24 protein-coding genes are annotated in these 24,156 nt (G+C 70.1%); 20 read left to right on the plus strand and 4 right to left on the minus strand.

Annotated elements, in window-relative coordinates; genetic code table 11:
* Nucleotides 1-140: 140 nt before the first annotated feature.
* Nucleotides 141-641 carry a hypothetical protein gene (locus tag ACWEMY_RS00905; RefSeq protein WP_375928894.1) on the plus strand — a complete coding sequence of 167 codons (501 nt, stop codon included), beginning with the start codon at nt 141-143 and terminating at the stop codon, nt 639-641.
* Nucleotides 642-693: 52 nt separating this feature from the next.
* Here the strand turns inward: ACWEMY_RS00905 and ACWEMY_RS00910 are convergent, their stop codons facing one another.
* Nucleotides 694-1,305, minus strand: a complete 612-nt coding sequence (locus ACWEMY_RS00910) for a hypothetical protein (protein WP_452388315.1) — start codon at nt 1,303-1,305, stop codon at nt 694-696.
* A gap of 79 nt (nt 1,306-1,384) precedes the next feature.
* Here ACWEMY_RS00910 and ACWEMY_RS00915 point away from each other — a divergent pair, with 79 nt between their 5' ends.
* The 3 genes from ACWEMY_RS00915 to ACWEMY_RS00925 all read left to right on the plus strand — a co-directional run bounded on the left by ACWEMY_RS00915 (nt 1,385) and on the right by ACWEMY_RS00925 (nt 3,717).
* Complete coding sequence (locus ACWEMY_RS00915) at nt 1,385-2,206, plus strand: acyl-CoA thioesterase (protein ID WP_452388316.1); 822 nt, start codon at nt 1,385-1,387, stop codon at nt 2,204-2,206.
* Between the two features lie 45 nt (nt 2,207-2,251).
* Nucleotides 2,252-2,869 (plus strand): pyridoxal 5'-phosphate synthase glutaminase subunit PdxT, encoded by a 618-nt coding sequence (gene pdxT / locus ACWEMY_RS00920; RefSeq protein WP_452388317.1) that lies wholly within the window; start codon nt 2,252-2,254, stop codon nt 2,867-2,869.
* A 92-nt stretch (nt 2,870-2,961) separates the two neighbouring features.
* A complete protein-coding gene (locus tag ACWEMY_RS00925; RefSeq protein WP_452388318.1) occupies nt 2,962-3,717 on the plus strand; it encodes a YebC/PmpR family DNA-binding transcriptional regulator in 756 nt (251 codons plus the stop codon).
* A gap of 61 nt (nt 3,718-3,778) precedes the next feature.
* Here the strand turns inward: ACWEMY_RS00925 and ACWEMY_RS00930 are convergent, their stop codons facing one another.
* Nucleotides 3,779-4,279 (minus strand): SRPBCC domain-containing protein, encoded by a 501-nt coding sequence (locus tag ACWEMY_RS00930; RefSeq protein ID WP_452388319.1) that lies wholly within the window; start codon nt 4,277-4,279, stop codon nt 3,779-3,781.
* A 105-nt stretch (nt 4,280-4,384) separates the two neighbouring features.
* Between ACWEMY_RS00930 and ACWEMY_RS00935 the strand changes: the two genes are divergently transcribed.
* The 5 genes from ACWEMY_RS00935 (at nt 4,385) to ACWEMY_RS00955 (ending at nt 7,802) form a co-directional block, all read left to right on the plus strand.
* On the plus strand, nt 4,385-4,894 hold the full coding sequence (locus ACWEMY_RS00935; RefSeq protein ID WP_452388320.1) for an O-acetyl-ADP-ribose deacetylase: 510 nt from the start codon (nt 4,385-4,387) through the stop codon (nt 4,892-4,894).
* A 94-nt stretch (nt 4,895-4,988) separates the two neighbouring features.
* On the plus strand, nt 4,989-5,558 hold the full coding sequence (gene ruvC / locus ACWEMY_RS00940; RefSeq protein WP_278264167.1) for a crossover junction endodeoxyribonuclease RuvC: 570 nt from the start codon (nt 4,989-4,991) through the stop codon (nt 5,556-5,558).
* A complete protein-coding gene (gene ruvA / locus ACWEMY_RS00945) occupies nt 5,555-6,154 on the plus strand; it encodes a Holliday junction branch migration protein RuvA (protein ID WP_375928881.1) in 600 nt (199 codons plus the stop codon). Before ruvC ends, ruvA begins: the two co-directional genes overlap by 4 nt.
* Before the next feature lie 3 nt (nt 6,155-6,157).
* Nucleotides 6,158-7,237, plus strand: a complete 1,080-nt coding sequence (gene ruvB / locus ACWEMY_RS00950) for a Holliday junction branch migration DNA helicase RuvB (protein ID WP_452388321.1) — start codon at nt 6,158-6,160, stop codon at nt 7,235-7,237.
* A 52-nt stretch (nt 7,238-7,289) separates the two neighbouring features.
* Complete coding sequence (locus ACWEMY_RS00955) at nt 7,290-7,802, plus strand: GtrA family protein (RefSeq protein WP_375928877.1); 513 nt, start codon at nt 7,290-7,292, stop codon at nt 7,800-7,802.
* Between the two features lie 114 nt (nt 7,803-7,916).
* On the opposite strand, the gene ACWEMY_RS00960 is transcribed toward ACWEMY_RS00955, so the two are convergent.
* Nucleotides 7,917-8,495 carry a DivIVA domain-containing protein gene (locus ACWEMY_RS00960; protein WP_452388322.1) on the minus strand — a complete coding sequence of 193 codons (579 nt, stop codon included), beginning with the start codon at nt 8,493-8,495 and terminating at the stop codon, nt 7,917-7,919.
* A 152-nt stretch (nt 8,496-8,647) separates the two neighbouring features.
* Here ACWEMY_RS00960 and ACWEMY_RS00965 point away from each other — a divergent pair, with 152 nt between their 5' ends.
* From ACWEMY_RS00965 to ACWEMY_RS00990, 6 genes are all read left to right on the plus strand, one after another.
* Nucleotides 8,648-10,138: a flavin-containing monooxygenase gene (locus ACWEMY_RS00965; RefSeq protein WP_452388323.1), complete on the plus strand. Its 1,491-nt coding sequence runs from the start codon at nt 8,648-8,650 to the stop codon at nt 10,136-10,138.
* A gap of 154 nt (nt 10,139-10,292) precedes the next feature.
* Nucleotides 10,293-10,631, plus strand: coding sequence for a preprotein translocase subunit YajC (yajC, locus tag ACWEMY_RS00970; protein WP_452388324.1), 339 nt, complete (start codon nt 10,293-10,295; stop codon nt 10,629-10,631).
* 102 nt (nt 10,632-10,733) lie between these two features.
* Nucleotides 10,734-12,449 (plus strand): protein translocase subunit SecD, encoded by a 1,716-nt coding sequence (secD, locus tag ACWEMY_RS00975; protein ID WP_452388325.1) that lies wholly within the window; start codon nt 10,734-10,736, stop codon nt 12,447-12,449.
* Nucleotides 12,446-13,621, plus strand: coding sequence for a protein translocase subunit SecF (secF, locus tag ACWEMY_RS00980; RefSeq protein WP_452388326.1), 1,176 nt, complete (start codon nt 12,446-12,448; stop codon nt 13,619-13,621). Before secD ends, secF begins: the two co-directional genes overlap by 4 nt.
* A gap of 22 nt (nt 13,622-13,643) precedes the next feature.
* Nucleotides 13,644-15,356, plus strand: coding sequence for an ABC transporter substrate-binding protein (locus ACWEMY_RS00985; RefSeq protein ID WP_452388327.1), 1,713 nt, complete (start codon nt 13,644-13,646; stop codon nt 15,354-15,356).
* A 20-nt stretch (nt 15,357-15,376) separates the two neighbouring features.
* Nucleotides 15,377-15,949 (plus strand): adenine phosphoribosyltransferase, encoded by a 573-nt coding sequence (locus tag ACWEMY_RS00990; protein ID WP_375928863.1) that lies wholly within the window; start codon nt 15,377-15,379, stop codon nt 15,947-15,949.
* On the opposite strand, the gene ACWEMY_RS00995 is transcribed toward ACWEMY_RS00990, so the two are convergent.
* Nucleotides 15,939-16,544, minus strand: a complete 606-nt coding sequence (locus ACWEMY_RS00995; RefSeq protein WP_452388328.1) for a GNAT family N-acetyltransferase — start codon at nt 16,542-16,544, stop codon at nt 15,939-15,941. The two genes, ACWEMY_RS00990 and ACWEMY_RS00995, sit on opposite strands and share 11 nt — an antisense overlap.
* A gap of 234 nt (nt 16,545-16,778) precedes the next feature.
* Between ACWEMY_RS00995 and ACWEMY_RS01000 the strand changes: the two genes are divergently transcribed.
* The 5 genes from ACWEMY_RS01000 (at nt 16,779) to ACWEMY_RS01020 (ending at nt 24,080) form a co-directional block, all read left to right on the plus strand.
* Nucleotides 16,779-18,356 (plus strand): ABC-F family ATP-binding cassette domain-containing protein, encoded by a 1,578-nt coding sequence (locus ACWEMY_RS01000; protein WP_452388329.1) that lies wholly within the window; start codon nt 16,779-16,781, stop codon nt 18,354-18,356.
* Nucleotides 18,357-18,464: 108 nt separating this feature from the next.
* Nucleotides 18,465-19,424 (plus strand): hypothetical protein, encoded by a 960-nt coding sequence (locus ACWEMY_RS01005; protein WP_452388330.1) that lies wholly within the window; start codon nt 18,465-18,467, stop codon nt 19,422-19,424.
* Nucleotides 19,414-20,757: an adenylosuccinate synthetase gene (locus ACWEMY_RS01010; RefSeq protein WP_452388331.1), complete on the plus strand. Its 1,344-nt coding sequence runs from the start codon at nt 19,414-19,416 to the stop codon at nt 20,755-20,757. Before ACWEMY_RS01005 ends, ACWEMY_RS01010 begins: the two co-directional genes overlap by 11 nt.
* 106 nt (nt 20,758-20,863) lie before the next feature.
* Nucleotides 20,864-21,487, plus strand: a complete 624-nt coding sequence (locus tag ACWEMY_RS01015) for an NUDIX hydrolase (RefSeq protein ID WP_452388332.1) — start codon at nt 20,864-20,866, stop codon at nt 21,485-21,487.
* 229 nt (nt 21,488-21,716) lie between these two features.
* Nucleotides 21,717-24,080: a RelA/SpoT family protein gene (locus ACWEMY_RS01020; RefSeq protein WP_375928851.1), complete on the plus strand. Its 2,364-nt coding sequence runs from the start codon at nt 21,717-21,719 to the stop codon at nt 24,078-24,080.
* Nucleotides 24,081-24,156 lie beyond the last annotated feature (76 nt).

The following is a 24,156-nucleotide window of genomic DNA, read 5'->3' on the forward strand; positions in this document are numbered from 1 at the left end:
TTGTGTGTGTCTCAGAGTTTCCTCAACATCACTCGGTAGCGTGCGCGCCGTGGCATCGTGGCCCGCGTCGTGAGGGCGTGCGGCCCGTGCTCTTCGCCCGCAGGGCGAGAACGAGTGACCCAGAGAAGAAGGACGAGTGGATGAAGCTTCGTAGGACCGGACGTGTGGCGATCGCTGGCCTGGCCGTAGTCGCCGCGCTCGGCATGAGCGCGTGCAGTGACGACAAGGGCACGACCACCGCCAAGCCCAGCACGAGCACCTCGAGCTCGGCCGCGGCCACGCCCAGCGCGGACCTTCCCGCGGTGCCGACCGTGGAGCAGCTCAACGAACAGCTCAACACCGCGCTGGACCCGTCGATCCCGAACGAGCAGAAGCTGGACTTCGTCCAGGGCGTGGCCGCCGACCCGGAGCTGCCGAACCGCCTGGCCCAGGCCGCGCAGGACGCCGGGGTGCAGGTGCAGGTCACCGAGGTGACCTCCTTCGGTGACAGCGTGAACGCCAAGGCGAACTTCACCGTCAACGGCCAGACCAATGTCGTCGACGTGCCGTTCGTGGCCGACGAGGGCAAGTGGAAGGTGCAGAAGGCCTGGGCGTGCCAGATGCTGGTGAACTTCGGTCAGCAGTCTCCCGCCTGCGCCTGATTCCCGCCCGCCGGGCCCCGCACGCGACCCTCGTGTGCGGGGCCCGGCGCGTTCAGCCCGCGCGCAGGGCGGGCCGGTCCGGGTGGTCCCAGCGCAGTGTCCACGTCGCGGTCTCGGGATGGTCCTCGGCGTGCGCGGTCAGGGCGGGCAGCGTCCACTGCTGGTCGGGCGGGGTGCGCCGACGGGCCGCCGGTGCGCTCAGTTCCAGGCGCACGGTGAGATCGAAGCCGAGGTCGCGGCCGAGCAGCATCGGCCCGGCCGCCACGACCACCAGATCGGCGGGCGCGGTGCGCACCGCGGCGCGTGCGGAACGATCGCGCCCTTCGTCCCAGAGCGCGGGCAGCCAGCGGCCGGTGTCCCGCAGCGGGACGAGGACCTCGCGGCGCAGCGCGTCGTAGTCGAACCAGGCCGTGCGATAGGACCATTCGTCGTCGCGGCCGTACTCCCAGCGCAGCGAGGCCGGGCGGACGAAATCGTGCAGCGCGACGACCTCGGCCGAGCGGCCGGCAGCGCCGAGCGTCGCGGCGATCCGCCGGGCCAGGTCCTGCGGCGCGGCGGCATCGGCCCCGTCGACGGCGACCACGCGACGGCCGGGCAGGGCGGTCAGCCGGTCGGCGACGAGCTCGGCGACGGCCGCGGGGGAGATCGGGGTGAACGACGGCACGGCACTATCACAGCAAATTCCGTGCCACTGCGCCGAGCCGGACAGACCGGACGGTCGGCGACGGGATAATCTCGGGCGCATGGCGACTATCGAAGAGGCGCTCGAGATCGAGCAGCTGGAACGCGACATCTTCCGTGGTGCGGCGACCGAATCCCAGCTGACGCGCACCTTCGGCGGCCAGGTCGCGGGCCGGGCACTGGTCTCGGCGGTGCGCACCGTCGACCCGGACTACCAGGTGCACTCGCTGCACGGCTACTTCCTGCGGCCGGGCAATCCGGAGGCGCCGACGGTCTACCTGGTAGAGCGCATCCGCGACGGCCGCTCCTTCTGCACCCGCCGGGTCACCGGCGTGCAGGACGGGCAGGCGATCTTCATGATGTCGGCCTCCTTCCACCGCGGCGACGACGGGCCCGAACACCAGGACGTGATGCCCGCGGTGGAGGCGCCCGAGGGGCTGCCCGATGCCAGCGTCACCATGAGTCCCGAGCGGCTGTGGGCCATGCGCGAATGGGAGCACTGGGACATCCGCACCGTCCCGCAGGACCAGGTCGTCGCCCGGGACGGCGCGGTCTCCCCGCAGCAGGTGTGGTTCCGGTACCGGCACCCGCTGCCCGACGACCCGCTGTTCCACGTCTGCACCCTGGCCTACATGAGCGACATGACCCTGCTCGGCTCGTCCAAGGTGGCCCACCCCGGTGTGCCCACCCAGGACGCCTCGCTCGATCACGCCATGTGGTTCCTTCGCCCGTTCCGCGCCGACGAGTGGCTGCTCTACGACCAGTCCTCGCCCTCGGCGGGCTTCGGTCGCGCGCTCACCGGCGGCAAGATCTGGGACCGCGAGGGCAACCTGGTCGCCGCGGTGGTCCAGGAGGGCCTGATCCGCACCCCGCGCCACACCTAGGGCGTGAGCGGGCGCACATCGGCGCGGCTCGTAAGCTCGGCGGCTGTGAACGCAACCCCGGCCGACCGGCCCACCATCGGTGTCCTCGCCCTGCAGGGCGACGTGCGCGAACACGTTGCCGCACTGGAGCACTGCGGTGCCGAGGCGGTACTGGTGCGCCGCGAGGCGGAGCTGGCCGCCATCGACGGCCTGGTGCTGCCCGGGGGCGAGTCCACCGCCATCTCCAAGCTGCTGGTGGCCTTCGACCTGCTCGAACCGCTGCGCGCGCGGCTGCGCGACGGGCTGCCGGCCTTCGGTTCCTGCGCGGGCATGATCCTGCTGGCCTCGGAGGTGCTCGACACCAGGGCCGACGCCCAGCACCTGTCCGGGATCGATATGACGGTGCGCCGCAACGCCTTCGGGCGCCAGGTCGATTCCTTCGAGACCGACCTGGACTTCACCGGCCTGGACACCCCCGTGCGGGCGGTGTTCATCCGCGCCCCGTGGGTCGAACGGGTGGGCGACGGCGTCGAGGTGCTGGCCACGGTGCCGCACGGTCCGGCGCGGGGGCGCATCGTGGCCGCGCGGCAGGGCAATGTCGTGGCGACTTCCTTCCACCCCGAGGTCACCGGCGATCTGCGGGTGCACGAACTGTTCGTCGACCTCGTTCGTTCGGCGCGGTAACGCCCGCGGCCACTGTCCGCCCGCGGCCCGAGTAGGCTGGTTCGAGCTTGTCCGCCCGGGCAGACGCGCAACCGACCTGAAGGAAGTAGGGCATGAGCGGCCACTCCAAATGGGCCACCACCAAGCACAAGAAGGCGGGAATCGACGCCAAGCGCGGCAAACTCTTCGCCAAGCTGATCAAGAACATCGAGGTGGCGGCCCGCACCGGTGGTAGTGACCCTGCGGGCAACCCGACGCTGTACGACGCCATCCAGAAGGCGAAGAAGTCGTCGGTCCCCAACGACAACATCGAGCGCGCCCGCAAGCGCGGCGGCGGCGAGGAAGCCGGCGGCGCCGACTGGCAGACCATCATGTACGAGGGCTACGGCCCCAACGGTGTCGCGGTGCTCATCGAGTGCCTCACCGACAACCGTAACCGCGCCGCCGGTGAGGTGCGTGTCGCGATGACCCGCAACGGCGGCAACATGGCCGACCCGGGTTCGGTGGCCTACCTGTTCGGCCGCAAGGGCGTGGTGACCCTCGAGAAGAACGGCCTGTCCGAGGACGACATCCTCGAGCACGTGCTCGACGCGGGCGCCGAAGAGGTCAACGACCTGGGCGAGGCTTTCGAGATCATCAGCGAGCCGGGCGATCTGATCGCGGTGCGCTCGGCGCTGCAGTCCGCGGGCATCGACTACGACTCGGCCGAATCCGGCTTCCAGGCGTCGGTGTCGGTCGCCGTCGACGCCGAGGGCGCGCGCAAGGTGTTCAAGCTGGTCGACGCGCTCGAGGACAGTGACGACGTGCAGAACGTCTACACCAATGTCGACATCTCCGACGAGGTCGCCGCGCAGCTCGACGACGAGTGACCCGGTAGTCTCCGTCCACCGCCCCGGCCGTGAATTCGGCTGGGGCGGTGGGCTTTCCGGGTCAGGAAGCGCGCTGGGTGTAGTACGCCGCCATGGCCGGGTAGTAGTCGGCGAAGTCCGGGCGTTCGGTGTGGGTGCAGGCGGCGACGAACATGTCCGCGTAGTACTCCCAGCCCGGCCCGATCTGCGGGATCTCGGCCAGCTGGTACTCCGAGGTCAGATGGTGCACCAGGCGTAGTTCGGTGGCCGCGCCGATATCGAGCAGGGTGACCTCGAGCCGCCACAGGCCGATCTGATCGGTGGCCGACAGGGCCAGGTGGATGGGCGCGGTGCAGTCGTCGATGCGCATCGACGTCCACGGCTCGCCCTCCTCGAAGCGCATCTGCACGCGCACGGTGTTGCCGGTGCCCGCCTCGCCCTCCCAGGTGCCGTACCAGCTCGCGGTCAGATGCGGGTCGGTCAGCCGGGCCCAGACCTCCTCGATCGGCAGCCCGAGCGCCCGGGTGATCACCAGATCCCGGCCCTGCTCGGTCGGCAGGATCTCGCCGGTGGGTGTGGCCATACGCGGTACTCCTCGGCTCGGAGGGATCGACAAGCAGCGACCTCATCGACGGTACGCCGCGATAACCGCTGGCGGACCGAGCCGCGCGAACCGGACAATGGTCCGATGACGAGAATCGAGGCGGTCCGCGGCGACATCACCGAACAGCACGTCGACGCCGTGGTCAATGCCGCCAATTCCTCGCTGCTCGGGGGTGGGGGTGTCGACGGCGCGATCCATCGCCGGGGCGGGCCCGAGATCTTGTCCGCGTGCCGCGACCTGCGCGCCGCGCACTACGGCAAGGGCCTGCCGACCGGGCAGGCGGTCGCCACCACCGCCGGGCGGTTGCCCGCGCGCTGGGTGATCCACACCGTCGGCCCGGTGTGGTCGGCCACCGACGACCGCTCGGGACTGCTGGCCTCCTGCTACCGCGAATCCCTGCGCGTGGCAGACGAACTCGGGGCGCGCACGCTGGCGTTTCCCGCCATCTCGACCGGCATCTTCGGCTGGCCGATGGACGACGGTGCGCGGATCGCCATGGAGACCGTGCGATCCGTCGCGACCACGGTGGAGCAGGTGCGATTCGTGCTGTTCGACGACCGGGCGCTCGCGGTCTTCCGTGCGGCACTGGGCTGATCCGATGCGCCGGATCCCGCGTGGCGGTGCGGTTCTCGGCGGCGCGATGCTCTAGACTTTCGAACAACTGTTCGTGTCTTCGAAGGGGCTGCCGGTGCGGGTGATGGGCGTCGATCCCGGGCTCACCCGGTGCGGGCTCAGCATGGTGGACAGCGGACCCGGGCGGCGCATCGTCGCCGTGGACGTCGGGGTGGTGCGCACGCCGGTGGACGCCGAACTGGCCCATCGGCTGATGGCCGTGGCCGACGCCGCCGAGGAATGGATGGACACCCACCGGCCCGAAGCGGTCGCGATCGAACGGGTCTTCGCCCAGCACAACGTCCGCACCGCGATGGGAACCGCGCAGGCGGGCGGGGTGATCGCCCTGGCGGCCGCGCGACGCGGAATCCGGGTGGCCTTCCATACCCCCAGCGAGGTGAAGGCCGCGGTCACCGGCAACGGCACCGCCGACAAGGCACAGGTCACCGCGATGGTGACCCGTATCCTCGGGCTGAAGGTCGCCCCGAAACCCGCCGACGCCGCCGACGCCCTCGCGCTGGCCATCTGTCATTGTTGGCGGGCGCCGCTGCTGGATCGGATGGCGGCGGCACAGGCCAAGGCGGACGAGGTGCGGCGCCGCTACGAACAGCGGCTGGCCGAACAACGGAAGGTGGTGCGCGGGTGATCGCGTCGGTACGCGGCGAGGTACTCGAGATCGCGCTCGATCACGTGGTGATCGAGGCCGCGGGTGTCGGCTACCGGCTCAATGTCACCCCCGCGACTCTCGCGGGACTGACTCGTGGCGACGAGGCCAGGCTGTACACGGCGATGATCGTGCGCGAGGACTCGATGACGCTGTTCGGTTTCGCCGACACCGAGGCCCGCGACCTGTTCGGCCTGCTGCAGACGGTCTCCGGCGTCGGCCCGCGCCTGGCCATGGCGGTGCTGGCCGTGCTGGAACCCGAAGCCCTGCGCAAGGCACTGGCCGAGAGCAATGTCTCCGCGCTGACCCGGGTGCCCGGCATCGGCAAGCGCGGCGCCGAACGCATGGTCGTGGAACTGCGCGACAAGGTGAACCTGGTCCCGGTCCCCGCGGGCCCGCCCGGCGCCCAGGCCCCGATCACCCCGGTGCGCGAACAGGTGGCCGAAGCGCTCGTCGGGCTCGGCTTCCCGGCCAAGCAGGCCGAACAGGCCGTCGACACCGTGCTGGCCGACCAGCCCGCCGCGAGCACCTCGGTCGCCCTGCGCGCCGCCCTCGGCCTGCTCGGCAAGAACAGGTAGCGCATGGACCCCGAATTCGAGGACGACTCCGCCGTCACCGCGGGATTCCTGCACTCCGACGGCGAGACCGAGACCGGCCTGCGCCCCACCTCCCTCGACGACTTCATCGGCCAGCCGCGCGTGCGCGAACAGCTGGCCCTGGTGCTGCGCGGCGCCCGTCAGCGCGGCGCCACCCCCGACCACGTGCTGCTCTCCGGCCCGCCCGGGCTCGGCAAGACCAGCATGGCCATGATCATCGCCGGTGAACTCGGCACCGCGCTGCGCATCACGTCGGGCCCCGCCCTGGAACGCGCGGGCGACCTGGCCGCCATGCTGTCCAACCTGGTCGAAGGCGATGTGCTGTTCATCGACGAGATCCACCGCATGGCCCGGCCCGCCGAGGAGATGCTGTATCTGGCGATGGAGGACTTCCGCGTCGACGTGGTCGTCGGCAAGGGCCCCGGCGCCACCTCCATCCCGCTCGACATCGCCCCCTTCACCTTGGTCGGCGCCACCACCCGCTCCGGCGCGCTCACCGGCCCGCTGCGCGACCGTTTCGGCTTCACCGGCCACATGGACTTCTACGAACCCGCCGAACTGCTGCGCATCCTGCAGCGCTCGGCCCGCATCCTGGGCGTGCGGATCGACGACGACGCGGCCGCCGAGGTGGCCGGGCGTTCGCGCGGCACACCCCGCATCGCCAACCGGCTGCTGCGCCGCGTGCGCGACTTCGCCGAGGTCAGGGCCGACGGCGTGATCACCACCGAGATCGCGCGGGCCGCGCTAGAGGTCTACGACGTCGACGCGCTCGGCCTGGACCGGCTCGACCGGGCCGTGCTGGGCGCGCTGGTGCGCGGCTTCGGCGGCGGACCGGTCGGGGTGTCGACGCTGGCGGTGGCGGTGGGGGAGGAGGCCGCCACGGTCGAGGAGGTGTGCGAGCCGTTCCTGGTGCGCGCCGGACTCGTCGCCCGCACCCCGCGCGGACGGGTCGCCACGGCCGCCGCCTGGGAGCATCTGGGCCTGGTCCCGCCGCCGGATCTGGTCATCGGGGCCATCGAAGTGCGTGGGCGCGAACCACAACCGAGCGGCGAGCTGCTGGACTGACCACGCGGGACCGGACGGGCGCGGTGCCGCCGGGTCGTCTACTGTCGGCGTGGTGGCAGTCCATGCGGTGGTGCAACGCCTCCCCGAGCCGTTGCGTTCCCTGCTGTTGAAGCACCGGGAACTCCTGAAATTCGCGGTCGTCGGCGCGATCACCTGGTTCATCGACACCGGGGTGGTCTACGCGGTGAAGCTGACGGTGCTCGGCGACAAGCCGCTGACCGCGCGCCTGCTCGGCGCGCTGATCGCGACCATCGCCTCCTACATCCTCAACCGCGAGTGGTCCTTCCGCACCCGTGGCGGGCGCGGGCGCAGTCACGAGGCCGCCCTGTTCTTCACCGTCAGCGCGCTGGGCATCGTGGTCACCATGATCCCGCAGGCGCTCTCGCTCTACGTGCTGAATCTGCGGGTGCCGCACGTGGATCCGACGGTGCAGATGGTCGCCAACTTCATCAGCGGCCAGATCCTGGGCGTGCTGCTGGCGATGGCGTTCCGCTTCTGGGCCTTCCGCCGCTACGTCTTCCCCGACGACCTGCGCGCCGCCGAACTCACCAGCATCCAGGGCTGAGACATGGCGGCTGGCGCCGCGGGTTCTCGGCCTGTTCCCTCGATCTTCCCTCCCGCCGGGTACTCCTTCGTCGCACCCTCTGGTCAGTCCAGATCGAGGCGGCCGAGAACCGGGTCAGAGCCGCCGTTCGGGGTGCTCGAGGGCGGTGATGACCAGGTCGACGAAGGCGTCGACCTCCTCGCGCGAGTAGCCGCGGGTGCCCAGGCGCGCGTCGGTGAACCGCACCCCGCGCACATCGGTGGCGGTCAGGCTGCCGGGGCCGTTGTGGGCCAGGGTGGCGGCGACCAGGTCGAGGAAGGCGTCCACCTCTTCCTCGTGGTAGCCGCGCCGGCCGACCGCCGACAGGCTGAAGCGCATCCGGTGCACGTCGTCGGGGGTGAGCATCTCGGCGGCGGTGTCCCCGGCGCGGGCGGCGGGCACGGGGGCGCCGCCCTTCTGGCGGTATTCGAGTTCGGTCCTGACCCGGTCGAGGAAATCGTCGACCTGGTCGGCCTGGTAGCCGCGCCCGCCGAAACGGGGGGCGCCGAAGTGCACGTGGCGGATGTCGTCGGCGGTGAGCGCGCCCTGACCGTCGAGGGTGGCCGCGACCAGTTCCAGGAACGCGTCGACCTCGTCGGCATGGTAGCCGCGATGACCCAGGGTCGGCATGGCGAAGTGGGTGCGGCTCACATCGTCGGGCGTCACAGCGGTCATTGTGTCAGGAGTGCCCTTCTATCCCACGGGTTTTCGTCATCGCCACAGCGGTGCGGACCTCGCCGCGGAACAGCCGCCGCCGGGCGTGACTGTACACCGGTACAATAGTGTGTCATCTTGTAACAGACACTTGTTCTCGCGGGAGGTTCGACGTGGCACCTCAACTGGACGCGGTCGTGGTGGGTGCGGGTTTCGGCGGCATCGGTGCCGCGATCGAACTCGACCGCCTCGGTCTGCGTGATTTCGTCATCCTGGAACGGGAGGACGACCTGGGCGGTACCTGGCATGTGAACCGGTACCCGGGCCTGGCGGTCGACATCGCCTCGGTCACCTACTCCTACTCCTTCGAGCCCAACCCGTTCTGGAGCAGGCTCTTCGCCCCGGGCGCCGAGCTGAAGAAATACGCCGAGCACGTGGCCGACAAGTACGGCCTGCGGGCGCGGATGCGCTTCGGCACCGTGGTCGACGGGGCGCGCTGGGACGAGGACAACGAGCAGTGGGTGGTGAGCGTCGCCGGCGGTGAGACGTTGACCGCGCGCTATCTGCTCACCGCGACCGGGTTCCTGTCCCAGCCCTACACCCCGCCGTTCCCCGGCATCGAGTCCTTCGCGGGCAAGATCATCCACACCACCGACTGGGACGACACCTACGATCTGACCGGCCGCAAGGCCGCGATCATCGGTACCGGCGCCACCGCGGTGCAGCTGGTGCCCGAGGTGGCCGAGCGGGTCGCCGAGCTGACGGTGTTCCAGCGCACCCCGATCTGGGTGGTGCCCAAGATCGACGCCCCGATCCCCGGCGCGGTGCAGCAGCTCTTCGACAAGGTTCCCGTCACCCAGAAGGCGGCGCGGCTGGTCAACACCGGCATGCTCGAGGCGCTCATGGTGCTCGGCGTGCTGCACTACGCGCAGGCCAAACCGCTCAACAAGGCCGCCGCGCTGCTGGCCAAGGCACACCTGTTCGCGCAGGTCCGTGACGCCGACACCCGGGCGCGGCTGACCCCGCACTACGACTTCGGCTGCAAGCGCCCCACCTTCTCCAACCAGTACTTCAAGACCTTCAACCAGCCGCACGTGCACCTCGAGACCAACTCGATCGACCACCTCGAACCCGACGGCATCGTCACCGCCGACGGGCACAAAACCCAGATCGACACCCTGCTGCTGGCCACCGGCTTCAACCTCTGGGACGTGAACTTCCCGGCCATCGAGATCGTCGGGCGCGACGGGGTGAATCTCGGGAAGTTCTGGCGCGACAACCGTTTCCAGGCCTACGAGGGCATCACCGTGCCCAAGTTCCCCAACTTCCTGAGCCTCAACAGTCCCTACTCCTACAGCGGGCTGTCCTACTTCACCACCATCGAGGCCCAGATGAAGCACATGGGCCGGTTGTTCGCCGAGCTGTTCCGGCGCGGCGAGCACACCTTCGAGGTCACCGAGCAGGCCAACGCGCAGTTCCTCGACCGGGTCACCGAGAAGCTGGGGTCCTCGGTGTTCTACGGCGGGGACTGCTCCACCGCGCGCAGCTACTACTTCAACCAGCACGGGGAGGCCGCGCTGCTGCGGCCGACCAGCACCGCCAGCGCGCACCGCGAGGCGGTCGCCTTCCCGCTCGACGACTACCACTACGGGCACACCGCCTGAGCTCTCTGTGACCGCGCCGACCCCGGCCCGCACCCGCGGGACCGGGGTCGTTTCGCCCGCGTGGCGGGTGTCCGGTGTGTCGGCGCGGCGGAGAACTGGCAGACTGTCAGGCGTACTTGCACGTCCACCCACTGACTAGGGACTGACTTCGACGATGGACTTCCTGTTTCCGCTGCTGATCCTGGCCCTGCTCGTGCCGATGTTCTTCGGTATCCGCAAACAGAAGCGGGAGGCCGAGAAGGTCTCGAGCATGCAGGAGGGGCTGAAGGTCGGCGACCAGGTGGTCACCACCTCGGGCCTGTACGGCACCGTCGTCGACCTCGACGATTCCACCGTCGACCTGGAGATCGCCGAGGACGTCGTCACCACCTGGCTGCGTCAGGCCATCCGTGAGGTGCGTGCCGAGGAGCAGGTCACCGACGAGACCCCGGTGACCGAGGCTCCCGTCGAGGAAGCCCCGGAGCAGACCGAGACCCGGCTGACCAAGGACTGACCCGTTCCACCCCCGCCGGGGTCGTGCGATCGGTGCGCGCCCGGCCGGGCACGGCTGTGCCCATCGATCCATCCTCGACTTCCGCCTAGGAGATGACCTGCTGTGCCACCTTCCCAGGGATCGGCGCATCCGTTCCGGCTGCTCGGCGTCTACGCCGCGCTGCTGGCCGTGATCTACGCGCTGGTGTTCTTCACCGGTGACCATTCCCCCACGCCCAAGCTCGGCATCGACCTGCAGGGCGGTACCCGCGTCACCTTGACCGCGCGCACCCCCGACGGCAGCAAGCCGAGCCAGGACAGCCTGAAGAAGGCACAGGAGATCATCGAGAACCGTGTCAACGGTCTCGGCGTCTCCGGCTCCGAGGTGGTCATCGACGGCGACAACCTCGTCATCACGGTGCCCGGTGAGGACAGCCAGCAGGCCCGTGCGCTGGCCACCACCGCCAAGCTCTACATCCGGCCGGTGCTGGCCGCGACCCAGCCGCAGGCGGGCGGTGCCGCGCCGCAGACCCCGGTCCCGGGCGACACCCCGCCGACCCCGGCCACCGAGACGCCCGGCCAGACGCCCGCCGAGACCACGGCGCCAGCTGACCCGAACGCCCCGGCCGCCGGTGAGCCGACCACCCCGGCCCCGCAGTCGCGCGTGTTCCCCGCCCAGGCGCCCACGCCGACCCCCGCGCCCGCGCCCGGCAGCAGTGCCGCCCAGCAGCAGGCCAAGGAGATCGCCGACGCCAAGGCGCTGCGCCAGAGCACCGATCAGGCCGTGCAGCAGGTCGCCGTCGCGAGCATGGACTGCACCAAGCCCGACCCGCTGGCGGGCAACGACGACCCGGCCCTGCCGCTGGTCACCTGCTCGCAGGACGGCACCGAGGTGTTCCTGCTCGGCCCCAGCCGCATCGACGGCCAGGAGATCGCCGACGCCACCTCCGGCCTGAACTCCCAGCAGGCCCGCCACGAGGTGAACCTGGAGTTCAAGTCCGCCGGTTCCGACGCGTGGGCCGACCTCACCGGCGAGTACGTCTACAAGCGGGTCGCCTTCGTGCTCGACTCGAAGGTCGTCAGCGCGCCGCAGGTGCAGCAGGGCCCGCAGCTCGGTGGACGCACCTCGATCTCGGGCAGCTTCACCGCCGACAGCGCGGCCGAGCTGGCCAACACCCTCAAGTACGGCTCGCTGCCGCTGTCGTTCCAGACCTCCGAGGCCGAGACGGTCTCGGCGACGCTGGGCCTGTCCTCGCTCAAGGCCGGTCTGCTGGCCGGTGCGGTGGGCCTGATCGCGGTGCTGCTGTACTGCCTGCTGGTCTACCGGATGCTCGGCCTGCTCGCCGGGTTCTCGCTGATCGCCGCCGGTGTCGCCGTCTACGGCATCATCGTGCTGCTCGGGCGCTGGATCGGGTTCACCCTGGACCTGGCCGGTATCGCGGGTCTGATCATCGGTATCGGCCTGACCGCCGACTCGTTCGTGGTGTTCTTCGAACGCATCAAGGACGAGATGCGCGAGGGCCGCAGCTTCCGCTCGGCCGTGCCGCGCGGCTGGGCGCGCGCGCAGCGCACCAACCTCTCCGGTAAGACCGTCAGCCTCATCGCCTCGGTCGTGCTGTACCTGCTCGCCGCCGGTCAGGTGAAGGGCTTCGCCTTCACCCTCGGTGTCACCACCGTCCTCGACGTGATCGTGCTCTACCTGGTCACCGCCCCGCTGATGATGCTCGCCGCGCGCTCGCCGTTCTGGGCCAAGCCGTCGGTGAACGGTCTGGGTGCGGTGCAGCAGATCGCCAGGGAGCGCGGCGCCGGGCAGTCCCGGCCGAAGGAGATGTCTCGATGAGCAACGACAAGCCCACCGACGAGTCGGTGTTCCTGGACAAGGCCGAGCCCGTTCAGGGCCCCAAGCACGGCTTCTTCGAGCGTCTCTACACCGGCACCGGTGGTTTCCCCATCGTCAGCAGGCGCAAGTTCTTCTACGGCGTCGCGGCGGTGCTGCTGCTGATCTCGGTGCTCAGCATCGGGTTGCGCGGGTTCACCCTCGGTATCGACTTCGCCGGTGGTTCGCGCATCCAGGTGCCCGCCGCCGACGTGACCACCCAGCAGGTGGAGGACACCTACGCCACCACCCTGGGCCACGGCCCGGTCTCGGTGCAGAAGGTCGGCTCCGGTGACTCGGCCACCATCCAGGTGCGCTCGGAGACCCTGGACAAGGACCAGAGCGCGCAGGTGCAGGAAGCGCTGCGCGCGATGCTGTCGCAGGAATCCGGCACCGAGGTGAGCATCGACGCGATCAGCATCGCCGAGATCAGCGAGACCTGGGGTGGCCAGATCACCCAGAAGGCGCTGATCGCGCTGGTGGTGTTCGTGCTGCTGACGATGATCTACATCGCCATCCGCTTCGAACGCGACATGTCGGTCGCGGCGATCGTGTCGCTGTTCTTCAATCTCATCGTCACCGCGGGCATCTACTCGCTGGTCGGCTTCGAGGTGACCCCGGCCGCGGTGATCGGTCTGCTCACGATCCTCGGCTACGTGCTCTACGACAACGTGGTGGTCTTCGACAAGGTCGAGGAGAACACCCGCGGCGTGCTGCACCTGAACAAACGCACCTACGCCGAACAGGCCAACCTGGCCGCCAACCAGACGTTGATGCGCTCGATCAGCACCACCGTGATCGGTATCCTGCCGATCATCGGCATGCTGGTCATCGCGGTGTGGCTGCTCGGTGTCGGCACGCTCAAGGACCTCGCGCTGGTGCAGCTGGTCGGCATGATCGTCGGCGCGTACTCGTCGATCTTCCTGGCCGTGCCCGTGCTGGTGTCGATCAAGGAACGCTGGGGCCCGGTGGCCGCGCACACCAAGAAGGTGCTCGCCAAGCGGGCCGCCGGGGACACCCGGGTGCCTGTGAGCGCGGGTGCCGGTGCCGGCGCGCCGCGTGGCGCGCGACCGGCGAACACGGGCGCGCCGCGACCGGGTTCGCGGCCCAGCGGAAAGCGGCAGAGAAGGCACTGACGGCGACGGCGGGAGTATCGGCATGCGAGGCAGCACGATTCGACTGATCGCCGGGCTGGCCGCGGCGGTGGTGACCACCGGGGTGGCGACCGGCTGCGCGTCCAAGAACCAGGTGCCCTCCATCGGGTACGCGGTGGACGCGGCGGTCGCCAGCTACAACGGTGGCAGCACGCCCGGCGCGACCGGCGGTGCGCAGGCGGTGTTCGGCCGGGTGCTGACCGGGTTCTTCTACACCGGACCCAACGGTCAGCAGGTCGCCGACACCGACGCGGGCACCGCCAAGGAGGTGCCCGGTGACACCCAGACCGTGCAGTACCGGCTCAATCCCGACGGGGTGTACTCCGACGGGGTGAAGACCTCCTGCGACGATCTCGTGCTGGCCTGGTCGGCGCGCTCGGGCCGGTTCACCCGGCCCGGCGACCGCGGCCCGGTGCCGCTGTTCGACGCGGCGTCCACGCTCGGCTACGAGGACATCGAGCGGGTCGACTGCCAGCCGGGTTCCAAGGACGCCACCGTGGTGTTCCGCCCCGGCAAGCACTACCTGCCGTGGCGCACCCTGTTCGCCGCGGCCGAGCTCATGCCCGCGCACGTGGTGGCGCAGGCCGCCGGGGTGCCCAATGTGGTGGACGCGCTGCAGGCCGGTGACGGTGCGGTGGTCGGCCGGATCGCCGACTTCTGGAACACCGGCTGGACGATGAAGCCGGGCACGCTCGACCTCACGAAGTTCCCGTCCTCGGGGCCCTACCGGGTCGAATCCTTCACCGCCGACGACGGTCTGGTGCTGGTCGCGAACGAGAAGTGGTGGGGTTCGGCGCCGGAGACCAGCCGGATCGTGGTGTGGCCGCGCGGCACCGACTACGCGGCCAAGGCGAAGGACAACGCGCTGGGCGTCGTCGACCTGGGGGCGGGCTCGGTGGACGGGCTCGCACTCGGTGGCTTCGACGAGCAGACGATCGCCGGTCGTGGCGCCGAACAGCTCGTGCTGGCCAGTGCCGGCGTCTTCGGCCGGGTGGAGGTGCGCCGGGCCTTCGCCCAGTGCGTGCCGCGCCAGGCCCTGTTCGACACGCTCGGCAAGGCGGGCGAGGTGCCCGAACACGGCCTGGGCGCCGGACCCCTGAATTCCCGTGTCGTGCAACAGGACTCGCTGTACTACCCGGCGGTGGCCGGGACCGCCGACCGGTACAAGGGCGCCGACATCCCGGCCGCCACCGCGACCCTGGCCTCGGCCGGAACCGCGCAGCCGACTGTGCGGATCGGCTACCTGGCGCCGGACGCGCGCCGCGCGAAGACGGTGGCGATGATCGCCGAGTCGTGCCGCGGCGCCGGCATCACCGTGGTCGACGCGGGCGCCCCGGACTTCACGCCGACCCGGCTCGCCGAGGGCGCGGTCGACGCGGTACTGGGCAGCACCGGCGCGGCGCCGGGACCGGCGGGCTCGACCGCGAACGTGGTCGCCTTCGCGGCGTTGCGGGCCGGTAGCGGGCTCGATGTCGGAGGTTTCGCGAACGGTCGCTACGATGCCATCACCGATCAGCTTGCGGGCGAGACCAACTCGGCCGTGACGCTGGATCTGCTCACCGAGGCCGAGAACCTGCTGTGGGCGCAGGTGCCCAGCATCCCGCTGTTCGCGACCCCGCGCACCATCGCCTTCGGCCACGGCATGCAGAACGGGATCGCCGGGCCGACGCAGGCCGGTACCGGGTGGAATATGGATCGCTGGGTGTTGCAGCGGTGAGTGGACGTGGAGAGGTGCCGATGAGCAAGCACGCGGTGGTCGAGTCCGACGACGTGGTGGTCGCCCGGAGCGAGAAGGCCGCCGACGCGGTGGCGCGACTGACCCGCTGGCACGACGACTTCCCCACGCCCGGAGTGCGTTTCGCCGATCTGACGCCGGTCTTCGCCGACGCCGAGGGTTTCCGCGCGGTGATCGACTGCTTCGCTGCCGTCGCCCCCGAGGCCGACCTCATCGCCGGTGTCGACGCGCGGGGCTTCCTGCTCGGCGCGGGTGTGGCCGCCACGCTGGGCACCGGGGTGCTCGCCATCCGCAAGGGCGGCAAGCTGCCGCCGCCGGTGGTGTCGCGCGAATACCAGCTCGAATACGGTTCTGCCGCACTGGAAATCCCCGCCGACGGTGTCGACCTCGCGGGCAAGCGCATTCTGCTGCTCGACGACGTGCTGGCCACCGGCGGCACGCTGGCCGCCGCGGCGGCGCTGTTCCACGAGGTGGGTGCCGAGGTGGTCGCGGCCGCCGTGGTGATGGAACTGGAGTTCCTGAAGGGCCGCGAGCACCAGGGCGACTACCCCGTCACCTCGATCGTCAAGCTGTAGCGGGCCGCCACATCGGCCACAGCGGCGGGCCACCCGGCACCCGCAGCTCGCCGGTGACGGCGAAACCGAACCGCTCGTAGTAGCCGATGTTGTCGGGGTTGCTGGATTCGAGATAGGCGGCGGCGCCCTCGGCGTCGACCCGATCGAGCCGGGAGCGCAGCAGCGCCTGCCCGAATCCGGCACCCCGCGCCTCGGGCGTGGTGCCGATCATCGACAGATACCAGTGCGGTTCGCGGGGATGATTCTCGGCGAGCAGTTCACCGAGCTGTTTTCCGGCCATCGTGCGCCGGCCGAACGCGCGGAGGATGCCGGGCAGCGTCCGCAGATCGGCGGCCGGGGTGCCGTGCCAGTGGCCCGGCGGGCCCCACAGGGTGGCGCCCGCACCCGCTGCCCCGGGGTCGGTGGCCAGCTCGCAGGCGCCGAACGGGGTGTACACGTGGCGGGCCATGGCGGTGAAGAAGTGGGGCAGGCCCGCGGCCCGGCGCCGGGGATCGGGCACGATCCAGGACATCACCGGGTCGTCCTGGAAGGCCGCCGCCAAGGTGGTACCCAGCTCGCGCGCATCGGCGCGTCCGGCCTGGCGCACAGTGATCATTCGTCCCGCTCCTGTCGTCGTCGCTGCCCGGTCAACGTGGCCGGTGGTGTCGGGAGTTCCCGTGAGCATGCTCACGCCGCCGGGGAAAAGGGGTTGGCGTGCGCGGGTGGCGCGTGTTATCAATGAGTGGTCCTGTTCCCGGCGATCGGAGCTGCGTTGATTTCTTGAGGTTGCGCTATCGGGCGGTCCGCATTTTGCGCACCGCGTTTTCCGCCGCACCTCGAGGGGATCCGCATGGGCACTCTTTCTTTTTCCGATCTCACTTTTCACTGGCCGGACGGCACCGTCGTGTTCGATGGGCTCGACGCCACCCTCGGCCCCGGCCAGATCGGTCTCGTCGGCGCCAACGGTGCCGGGAAGTCGACGCTGCTGCGGCTGATCAGCGGTGAACTGAAGCCCCTTCGCGGGTCGGTCGCCGTGCCCGGTGACCTCGGCTATCTGCGGCAGGACCTGGGCATGCAGACCGGGCACCGGGTGGACGCGGTGCTCGGCATCGCCGAGGTGCGGGCCGCACTCCACCGCATCGAGAGCGGCGAGGGCACCCCCGAGGACTTCGACACCGTCGGCACCGGCTGGCAGGTCGAGGACGAAGCCGTGGCACTGCTCGGCAAGCTCGGCCTGGACTATGTCGCGGGGTCGGTCGCCGACCTGGACCGCACCGTCGAGACACTCTCGGGTGGCGAGACCGTCCTGCTCGGGCTGGTCGCCGAACTGCTGCGCGAACCCGATGTGCTGTTGCTCGACGAACCGACCAACAATCTCGACACCGCCGCGCGCGGCAGGCTCTACGAGGTGATCCGCCAGTTCGCAGGCACGGTGATCGTGGTCAGCCACGACCGCGAACTCCTGGACCGGATGGACGGCATCGCCGAACTCCGCGCCGGGGAGATCCGTTCCTTCGGCGGCAATTTCAGCGAGTACGAACGGATCGTCGAGCAGGAGCAGGAGGCCGCCAGGGCCGCGGTGCGCGACGCGCGCAGCGATGTGCGCAAACAGGCGCGCGAACTGGTCGAGGCGCGCACCAAGCTGGATCGCCGTGCCCGGTTCGCGCAGAAACAGCAGGACAACAAGCGAGTGCCGAAGATCGTCGCGGGGCTGCGCAAGAACGCCGCCGAGGTCTCGGCGGGCAAACTGCGCACCTCGCACATCGAGAAGCTGGACTCCGCGCGCGAAACCCTCGATCACGCCGAGGAATTGGTGCGGGCGGATCGCGAGATCCGGGTGCGATTGCCCGGGACCCGGCTGTATTCGGGGCAGGAGGTGATCACGCTGGAGCAGGTCGAGCTGGCCAATGGGCCGGTGGTGGACCTGCGGGTGAGTGGGCCGGAGCGGATCGCGCTGACCGGCCGCAACGGGGCGGGCAAGACCACCCTGCTGCGCCGGATCGTCGAGGAGGGGCCGAAGGTGGCGTGGCGGCTGCTGCCGCAGCGTCTGGACGTGTTCGACGAGGATCGCACGGTCTTCGACAATGTCGCCGCGGCGGCCCCGCACGCCGGTGCCGAACAGATCCGGGCCCAGCTGGCGCGCTTCCTGTTCCGTGGCGCCGATGCCGACCGGGCCGCGTCGGCGCTGTCCGGCGGTGAGCGGTTGCGGGCCGCGCTGGCGACGCTGCTGCTGGCCGAACCCGCGCCGAAGCTGCTCATGCTCGACGAGCCGACCAACAATCTCGACCTGCCCAGCCTGGCCCACCTGACCCAGGCGCTGGCCGGATTCGAGGGCGCGCTGATCGTGGTCAGCCACGACGCGCGGTTCCTCGACGACATCGGGGTGACCCGCACCCTCGAACTGACACCCGACGGACTGGTCGAATAGCGGGCGGGCCCGGCATCGGCAACGATGCCGGGCTCACCGTTACCTCTTGACGCCCGAAGTTATGGTCGCATAGACTAAAACAAGCGAACGAGAGGGAGAGTGGTTCACATGGGGTACGGACACTGGGACGACACGGCGTACCGGGCGGGGAAGACCTATCGCGCACGGCGGGGCATGGACGACTTCGGCTACACCGCCGAGATGCGGGCCAAGTCCTACGAGACCTGGTGCGCGCACCCGCTTCTCGACCCGTTCGGGGTGGACGTGCGCGAATGCCGGGACTCGGCCGAGCACGGGAACTCGCTGCCGGTGGCGGTGCTGTTCGACGTCACCGGCTCGATGGGCACGGTGCCGCGGATCATGCAGGACAAACTCGGCAAGCTGCACGGGCTGCTGAAGAACAGGGGCTATGCCGAGGACCCGCAGATCCTGTTCGGCGCGATCGGCGACGCCGACACCGACCGGGTGCCGCTGCAGGTGGGGCAGTTCGAATCCGACAACCGGATGGACGAACAGCTGCGCGCCATCCTGCTCGAGGGCGGAGGCGGCGGGCAGAAGTCCGAAAGCTACGAACTGGCCGCCTATTTCCTCGCCCAGCACGTGGCCACCGACGCCTGGGACAAGCGCGGCAAGCGCGGGTACCTGTTCCTGATCGGCGACGAGCTGAACAAGCCGCGGCTGGCCGCCCGGCACATCCGCGCGGTGGTCGGCGATCACGTGCGTCGCGATGTGTCGGTGGAGTCGATCTATCGCGAGCTGGCCGAGCGCTGGAATGTGTACTACATCCTGCCGAATCAGTCCTCGTACTACCGGGATCCGGAGATCGCCGAGCACTGGCGCGCACTGCTCGGGCAGAACTTCCTGAAGCTCGACGATCCGGCCGCGGTGTGCGAACTGATCGCGCTGACCATCGGGCTGGGAGAGGACCGGATCGACCTCGATACGGGACTGGCCGATCTGCGCGATGTCGGGTCGGCGGGAGAGGCCGACGCGGTGGGGCGCGCGCTCGGTACCCGGCCGGGCCGGGGGCTGCGGGCGCTGCCGCCCGGAGGCCGCGATGACCGGTGAACCGCACCTGGTCGTCGTCGATCTGGGCTTCGGTGACGCGGGCAAGGGCGCGACCGTCGACTGGCTCTGCTCGCCCGCCGCCGCGCTGGGGGTGGCGGCCGTCGTGCGGTTCAACGGCGGTGCGCAGGCCGCGCACAATGTGGTCGCCGAAGGCCGCCACCACACCTTCGCCCAGTTCGGCTCGGGCACCTTCGCCGGGGTGCCGACGGTGCTGTCCGAGCACGTGCTGGTCGAACCGATCGCGCTGGCCGCCGAATCCGAGCGGCTGGCCGCGCTGGGCGTACGCGACCCGCTGGGCCTGCTCGCCGTCGACGGCCGGGCGCTGTTCACCACACCGATCCACATCGCCGCCAACCGTGCCCGCGAGGACGCGAGGGGTTCCTCGCGGCACGGTTCCTGCGGTCGTGGCATCGGCGAAACAGCCTGGTACGCCCTGGAACACGACGCGCCGACCGTGGCCGACTGCCGCACTCCGGCGGTGCTGCGGGCCAAGCTGGACCGGCTCGCGGCCCACTACGAGCAACTGATCGGGCCCAGCGCGCACGGGTACGAGCCGATCGACGCGCTGGTGGCGATGTACCGCGATTTCGCGGCGGCGGTGCGGATCTCGGGTCCCGAGGAGCTCGCCCGGGCCGCACGCCGGGGCCGGCTGGTCTTCGAGGGTGCGCAAGGGGTGCTGCTGGACGAGTGGCGCGGATTCCATCCGCACACCACCTGGTCGACGGTGGAACCCCGCAATGCCCGCGCGATGATCGCCGGACTCGGTGGGAGCGCGCGGGTCCTCGGCGTCACCCGCGCCTATATGACACGTCACGGCGCCGGTCCGTTGCCGACGGAGGCCCCGCTGGGGTACCCGGAACCGCACAACGGGACCGGGCCGTACCAGGGCGCGTTCCGGCAGGGGCACCTCGACCCGATCCTGCTGCGCTACGCCGTCGAGGTGTGCGGGGGGATCGACGGGTTGGTGGTCAATCACCTCGACATGCCCGGAACACTCCGCGCGGCAACGGGTTACGAGTCTCCTGCGGGGCTGATCACCGAGGTCGCCCCCGGTCGGTGGCGCGACCTGGACCATCAACAGCGGCTCACCGACCGGCTCGGGGCCGCGCGGCCGATCCTCACCCCGATCGACGGCGATCCGGCCACCTGGCTCGGCGAGCGGTTGGGGGTGCCGGTGGTGCTGACCGGCCACGGACCCGATCGCCGCGACCGGATCGCCCACCGCGGTGTCGCGGGCGTGTTCCCAGACGCGTCGTCCTCGGCTGTGCCCGGTGGGCGTGATCCCGCGACCGGGCCACGGAGCACCGAATCGCGGTCTGCCGCCGTGTGGTGAGGACGCGGGTTCAGGAGCCACGTGAGCGAAGTGGTTGGGCGGAGGGAAGAATCGAGCGGGGATCGCCGACCGCGCGGTTCCGGCCGCCGACCCGAGAAGGAGCGACGTGGAGCAATCCGTGGTGTCGATCGATGTGGTGACGCTGCGCTGCTGGGAGGCCGACAGCACCGTGCGCATCGGTGTCGCCCCCCGCGAGTTCGAGCCGTTCACCGGCGAACTCGCGCTGCCCGGCGTGCTGCTCGGCCGCGGTGAACGCCTCGCCGACGCTGCCCATCGGGCCGTGCACACCAAACTGGGCGTCCCGGAATCCGCGATCGGCGCGGTCGGCCAGCTCGTCACCTTCGACGAACCACACCGCGACCCGCGCGGCCCGACCCTGTCGATCGCCATGTGGGCCGTCGTCGCCGAGCACGCGGGCCCGTCCGAATGGGTCGGTTTCGACGAGGTGCCTCCGCTGGCCTTCGACCACAACCGCATCGTCGAGACCAGCCGCGACCTGCTGGCGGGCATGCTCTGGAAGGACCAGCGCCTCACCCGCGCCCTCACCGGCGCCGAATTCCCGGCCACCCGCGCGGTCGAACTGGCCACCGCGCTGCACGGCGCCCGCCCCGACCCGGCCAACCTCAACCGCACCCTCGCGGCCATTCCGGGTCTCGAACGCACGGGGGAGCGGCGACGGGTGAAGGCGACGGGGCGTCCCGCGGTTGTCTGGGCGTTCGCCCAGGACTGAGCGCGGTTCGCTCGATGTCCGGCATCATCGCAGGTGGAAAGCTGTTTCCGCGCCGATGCCGGGAGGCAGTGCGGGGTGAAGGTGTGCGGCATCGTCGCCGACGCACTACCGTCGCAGGCCTGTGACCCCGGGGATTCGAACACCAGGTCGGTCCGGGGACTAAAGTTGGTGGTCCGGGCGGTTGCAGCACTCGGCCGACAGGTCCGAATGCAGCGTGAGAGGCGGTGGCATGACTCGACAACTCGGCGAGGCGAAGGTTGGGCAGGAGTCCACCGGCGCCCCGCGGAACGACGGCGCCCCGGCAACCCCCGCCAAGCAATCCCCGACCGCCGCGGTCCCCAGCTCGGCCTCGCGCCGGGTCCGCGCCCGGCTGGCCCGCCGGATGACCGGTCAGCGCGGCATCGCCGCGGTCAAGCCGGTGCTCGAGCCACTGGCGACGGTGCACCGCGAGCTGTACCCGAAGGCCAATCTGGCACTGTTGCAGCGCGCCTTCGACGTGGCCGACGAGCGCCACGCCAAACAGTTCCGCAAGTCCGGCGACCCGTACATCACCCACCCGCTGGCGGTGGCCAACATCCTCGCCGAACTCGGCATGGACACCACCACGCTGGTCGCGGCGCTGCTGCACGACACCGTCGAGGACACCGGCTACTCCCTGGACCAGCTCAAGGAGGAGTTCGGTCAGGAGGTCGCCCACCTCGTCGACGGCGTCACCAAGCTGGACAAGGTGAACCTGGGCGCGGCCGCCGAGGCCGAGACCATCCGCAAGATGATCATCGCCATGGCCCGCGACCCGCGCGTGCTGGTGATCAAGGTCGCCGACCGGTTGCACAACATGCGCACCATGCGCTTCCTGCCGCCGGAGAAGCAGGCCAAGAAGGCCAAGGAGACCCTCGAGGTGATCGCGCCGCTGGCGCACCGCCTGGGTATGGCCACGGTCAAATGGGAGCTCGAGGACCTCGCCTTCGCGATCCTGCACCCCAAGAAGTACGACGAGATCGTGCGCCTGGTCGCCGACCGCGCGCCCTCGCGCGACACCTACCTGGCCAAGGTGCGCGCCGAGATCGTCAACACGCTGGCGGCCTCGCGGATCAATGCCATCGTCGAGGGCCGTCCCAAGCACTACTGGTCGATCTATCAGAAGATGATCGTCAAGGGCAAGGACTTCGACGACATCCACGACCTGGTCGGCATGCGCATCCTGTGCGACGAGGTCCGCGACTGCTACGCGGCGGTCGGCGTGGTGCACTCGCTCTGGCAGCCGATGGCCGGGCGGTTCAAGGACTACATCGCCCAGCCGCGCTACGGCGTCTACCAGTCGCTGCACACGACCGTCGTCGGTCCCGACGGCAAGCCACTCGAGGTGCAGATCCGCACCCAGGACATGCACCGCACCGCCGAGTTCGGCATCGCCGCGCACTGGCGCTACAAGGAGACCAAGGGCAAGCACTCCGGTGACGCCGCCGAGGTCGACGACATGGCCTGGATGCGTCAGCTGCTCGACTGGCAGCGGGAAGCCGCCGACCCGGCGGAGTTCCTGGAGTCGCTGCGCTTCGACCTGAAGTCGCCGGAGATCTTCGTGTTCACGCCCAAGGGCGATGTGATCACGCTGCCGCAGAAGTCCACCCCGGTCGACTTCGCCTACGCGGTGCACACCGAGGTCGGGCACAAGTGCATCGGTGCCAGGGTCAACGGCAGGCTGGTCGCGCTGGAGCGGCAGCTGGAGAACGGCGAGGTCGTCGAGGTGTTCACCTCGAAGGCGCAGAACGCCGGGCCCAGCCGTGACTGGCAGAACTTCGTCGTCTCGCCGCGGGCGAAGGCCAAGATTCGCCAGTGGTTTGCCAAGGAGCGGCGCGAGGAAGCCCTCGAGAGCGGCAAGGAACAGATCTCCAAGGAGGTCCGCCGGGTCGGCCTGCCGCTGCAGCGGTTGATGAGCGTCGACGCGATGACCGCCGTCGCCCACGAACTGCACTACACCGACATCTCCACCCTCTACACCGCCGTCGGCGAGCACCAGGTCTCGGCGCATCACGTCGTGCAGCGGCTGATGGCCCAGCTCGGCGGCATCGGTGACGTGGAGAACGAGCTCGCCGAACGGTCCACGCCGTCGACCACACCCGCGCGTCAGCGGGTCACCGGTGACGCGGGTGTGCTCATTCCCGGGGCGCCCGGCACGGTCGCCAAGCTGGCCAAGTGCTGCACGCCGGTGCCCGGCGACGAGATCATGGGTTTCGTCACCCGGGGCGGTGCGGTGAGCGTGCACCGCACCGACTGCACCAATGCCGGATCGTTGCAGGAGCAGTCCGAGCGGATCATCGACGTGGAATGGGCGCCCTCGCCGTCGTCGGTGTTCCTGGTGGCCATCCAGATCGAGGCCCTCGATCGCACCCGCCTGCTCTCCGACGTCACCAAGGTGCTCGCCGACGAGAAGGTCAACATCCTGTCCGCGTCGGTGGCCACCCACGGCGACCGGGTCGCGATCAGCAAGTTCACCTTCGAGATGGGCGATCCCAAGCACCTCGGGCACCTGCTCAATGTGGTGCGCAATGTCGAAGGCGTGTACGACGTCTACCGCGTGACCTCCGCGGCCTGACCCCGATCCCGGCCCGGGCATTCGCGAGAATGCCCGGGCCGCCTCGTGTCCGGGACACGGTCCGTGTTTCGCCAGA

The organism is Nocardia sp. NPDC004415, from assembly GCF_053602435.1.

Coding starts and splice junctions, on each gene's coding strand:
- ACWEMY_RS00905 (WP_375928894.1), top strand. CDS start 141: ATGAAGCTTCGTAGGACCGGACGTGTGGCGATCGCTGGCCTGGCCGTA.
- ACWEMY_RS00915 (WP_452388316.1), top strand. CDS start 1,385: ATGGCGACTATCGAAGAGGCGCTCGAGATCGAGCAGCTGGAACGCGAC.
- ACWEMY_RS00925 (WP_452388318.1), top strand. CDS start 2,962: ATGAGCGGCCACTCCAAATGGGCCACCACCAAGCACAAGAAGGCGGGA.
- ACWEMY_RS00930 (WP_452388319.1), bottom strand. CDS start 4,279: ATGGCCACACCCACCGGCGAGATCCTGCCGACCGAGCAGGGCCGGGAT.
- ACWEMY_RS00935 (WP_452388320.1), top strand. CDS start 4,385: ATGACGAGAATCGAGGCGGTCCGCGGCGACATCACCGAACAGCACGTC.
- ruvB (WP_452388321.1), top strand. CDS start 6,158: ATGGACCCCGAATTCGAGGACGACTCCGCCGTCACCGCGGGATTCCTG.
- ACWEMY_RS00960 (WP_452388322.1), bottom strand. CDS start 8,495: ATGACCGCTGTGACGCCCGACGATGTGAGCCGCACCCACTTCGCCATG.
- yajC (WP_452388324.1), top strand. CDS start 10,293: ATGGACTTCCTGTTTCCGCTGCTGATCCTGGCCCTGCTCGTGCCGATG.
- secF (WP_452388326.1), top strand. CDS start 12,446: ATGAGCAACGACAAGCCCACCGACGAGTCGGTGTTCCTGGACAAGGCC.
- ACWEMY_RS00985 (WP_452388327.1), top strand. CDS start 13,644: ATGCGAGGCAGCACGATTCGACTGATCGCCGGGCTGGCCGCGGCGGTG.
- ACWEMY_RS00990 (WP_375928863.1), top strand. CDS start 15,377: ATGAGCAAGCACGCGGTGGTCGAGTCCGACGACGTGGTGGTCGCCCGG.
- ACWEMY_RS00995 (WP_452388328.1), bottom strand. CDS start 16,544: ATGATCACTGTGCGCCAGGCCGGACGCGCCGATGCGCGCGAGCTGGGT.
- ACWEMY_RS01000 (WP_452388329.1), top strand. CDS start 16,779: ATGGGCACTCTTTCTTTTTCCGATCTCACTTTTCACTGGCCGGACGGC.
- ACWEMY_RS01005 (WP_452388330.1), top strand. CDS start 18,465: ATGGGGTACGGACACTGGGACGACACGGCGTACCGGGCGGGGAAGACC.
- ACWEMY_RS01010 (WP_452388331.1), top strand. CDS start 19,414: ATGACCGGTGAACCGCACCTGGTCGTCGTCGATCTGGGCTTCGGTGAC.
- ACWEMY_RS01020 (WP_375928851.1), top strand. CDS start 21,717: ATGACTCGACAACTCGGCGAGGCGAAGGTTGGGCAGGAGTCCACCGGC.